Below are 2,980 nucleotides of genomic sequence, written 5' to 3'. Positions count from 1 at the left end.
CGTTATAAAGTTGTTCCTTAAGAGACTCTATACTTTGATCATTATTCATTAGTCGATTCTCACTTCAATAAGACGAGTGCCAAATTCTTTTGGCGCAGGCTCTACGGTTAAATCACCTTGTTTTTTACCTGACGCTATATAGCCCAGTTGTTGATGCTTTGAGGCTTGCCAGTTAAACGGCATGCTAACTAACACTGTAATGGTATCGTCCGTGCTGCCACGCAAATTTAATCACTCTGTGAGAAAGCGAGAACGTTACTCCGTTGCACTCTCTTCATCTCGCTGATAAACAGGGTGTTTATATTGGTCATTAAGTCTTTTGATTTTGACGATCTCTATGTTGGGAAAAGTCTTTTTTAAGTAAGCAAGTAACTCTTCTTTTTGCTCAAGAGAGATATAGATATCACCTGAGAAGGCATGCACACCTTTCTCAGGAACAGCAAATGACATCACACCATCGTTCGTTAGATTAAAGGCGACACTGCTATCATCAATTAACAGACAGCACTTATCAACGATTGGTTTAAAATTGGTCATCCCAAATGACATCAGTGCAAATGCCCCTGCACCGACAAGCGCCAAGGGGCCAAGTAACAAAACCGCAATAACACACACCACAATTCCCACCCAAGCAAAGCCGCGCACGATTTTATACGCCACCTCTGGGATCATATCTTGCTCTGTGTAATGGATACCCAGTGTAGTTAGGTGATAACAGCGATGCTTATCCGGAATAAACAAATATCTTGTTATCAAAACTCCTATTGTAGCCAAAACAAAACAAAACCAAAAACCTGCACTCCACATAGCGGTACTGCTCACCATCACTAAAAATATTGGTAAAAATAGGCCAATAAATAGAGCTAGGAGCCATCGAATAATTGGAGAATAATTTCCATCGGGACCAATATGCTCCCAACAATAAACTACCTTATCCTGGTACAACTTTTCTTTTAATGTTTCGATTCTGTCATTAGAGGTCATCTATTCTATTCTCACTTCAATAGTACGAGTCGCAAATTCTTTTGGCGCAGGTTCTACGGTTAAATCACCTTGTTTTTTACCTGACGCTATATAGCCCAGTTGTTGATGTTTTGAGGCTTGCCAGTTAAACGGCATGCTAACCAGTACCGTGATGGTATCGACCAGTACTGCCACCCAAATTTAACCACTCTGTGAGAAAGCGAGAACGTTACTCTGTTGCACTCTCTTCATCTCGCTGATAAATTGAATGTTTGAATTGATCATTAAGTCTTTTGATTTTGATGACCTCAAGCTCATGGAAAAGTGAGTACAAATTATTTAACAACGCTTGCTTTTCTTCGAGAGTCGATGTGAATATCAATCCCTTGTATCCCATTTGACCTTTTTCAGGAATCGTAAAAGAAAGTACGTTATCGTTGATTAAATTAAACACGACACTGCGATCATCAATTAACAGACAGCACTTATCAACGGTTGGTTTAAAATTGGTCATCCCAAATGACATCAGTGCAAATGCCCCCGCACCCACTAAGGCTAACGGGCCAAGTAACAAAACAGCAATAACACACACCACAATCCCCACCCAAGCAAAGCCGCGCACGATTTTATACGCCACCTCTGGGATCATATCTTGCTCTGTATAGTGAATACCGATTGAGGTTAAGTGATAACAGCGGAGCTTATCGGGTAAATACAAATATCTTGAGGCCAGCATCATCATTGTTGTGAGGGCAAAAAGCCCCCAAAAAGCGAGTGAGTCCACTGTTAGCCCATCGAGAACAAACCAAAAAAAGCCGAACAATGAATAACAGATTAATATCGACGTTCCCCAATTTATTAAATGGCCGTGTTTGCCAATTATCGATGACCCTTTGTGTTCCCAAGAATACGCTACCTCAGCGTTATAAAGTTGTTCCTTTAGAGACTCTATGCTTTGGTTATTCTTCATTGGTCTATTCTCACTTCAATAAGACGAGTGCCAAATTCTTTTGGCGCAGGCTCTACGGTTAAATCACCTTGTTTTTTACCTGACGCTATATAGCCCAGTTGTTGATGCTTTGAGGCTTGCCAGTTAAACGGCATGCTAACCAGTACCGTGATGGTATCCTCCGTACTACCACCCAAATCTAATCGATAGGTGATGGGGCTACCTTCTTCTTTTTTTTGGCTCCATGTGCCGTTCTGCTCATTAAGCATAACAGCTGGCATCGCCTCACTGGTGCCATAACTATAAACTTGTTTGGGCTTACGCGTTATTTGTAAGCCAATCCGTTGGCCTATAGTAAATGCAGGCAAGGTCAACTCCAATTGCCATTGGTTGGTGCCAGTGTCCATCCATTGGGAAGGTTTTCGGTTAGGGACTGAGTTAAGCTGAACCTGAGGCTTATGAATAATGTGTTCTAAGTGAGTTAACTCCTCGATAGGCTTCCATTGCTTAGATTGTTTGCCCCATATGGAGTGAAGCAACCACTTCTCAAGTTCTGAACGTTTAAAGACATTAATGATGATAACAGCAATCAAATAAACAATACCTGCAACCATCAGCGTGGTCAGCATCCAAGGGGCGATAATAGCTCCAATACTGGTAGTGCCGAATAGACTCAGTATATTTGCTCTAAATTGGAGTAGAAAGACTAAAGATTGAGCAAAGGTGGATGCCCCTTTTAACCCATAGCCCAACCGTTCCATTGGAGAGTTACTAGAATCCCAAGCTTTTTCACCACTTTCCCATGTTTCAAAACCCGTGGCAATCAAGCCAAACAAAGAGACTGCTGCCGTGGTTTTCGCAAAAGTTTTGAGCATTGCCGCCCTTGAGGCACCTTCTTCTTTTATCGCTATGTTAAGGCTTTTTTTAAGTAATTCGGAATCCTTAGCAAGAATTTCCCATTTCGCATCTCGCCACACAGCGGCAACAGCGGAGACCGCATAACCTGTCGCATAGGTCGCTTCTCTAATTGCAGGGTTAGTCCACAAGCTAGTATTCGGGTGTTGCGCA

General features: G+C 42.1%; 4 protein-coding genes and 1 pseudogene. All 5 read right to left on the bottom strand.

Annotated features, from left to right (window positions below):
- Positions 1–48: 48 nt before the first annotated feature.
- The gene (locus QTN94_RS19480; RefSeq protein WP_331428595.1) at positions 49–225 is read right to left on the bottom strand and encodes a hypothetical protein; all 177 of its coding nucleotides are present in this window, start codon (positions 223–225) and stop codon (positions 49–51) included.
- Between the two features lie 30 nt (positions 226–255).
- A complete protein-coding gene (locus QTN94_RS19475) occupies positions 256–984 on the bottom strand; it encodes a hypothetical protein (RefSeq protein ID WP_138972649.1) in 729 nt (242 codons plus the stop codon).
- Positions 985–1,158, bottom strand: coding sequence for a hypothetical protein (locus QTN94_RS19470; RefSeq protein WP_331428594.1), 174 nt, complete (start codon positions 1,156–1,158; stop codon positions 985–987).
- Between the two features lie 34 nt (positions 1,159–1,192).
- Complete coding sequence (locus QTN94_RS19465; RefSeq protein WP_331428593.1) at positions 1,193–1,933, bottom strand: hypothetical protein; 741 nt, start codon at positions 1,931–1,933, stop codon at positions 1,193–1,195.
- Positions 1,930–2,980, bottom strand: a pseudogene (locus tag QTN94_RS19460) (hypothetical protein); the annotation flags it as partial. The gene QTN94_RS19465 and the pseudogene QTN94_RS19460, both read right to left, overlap by 4 nt.

This window comes from Vibrio sp. M250220 (genome assembly GCF_036533795.1).
Classification (GTDB): Bacteria; Pseudomonadota; Gammaproteobacteria; order Enterobacterales; family Vibrionaceae; genus Vibrio.
This window is presented reverse-complemented; position numbering and strand designations above follow the sequence as displayed.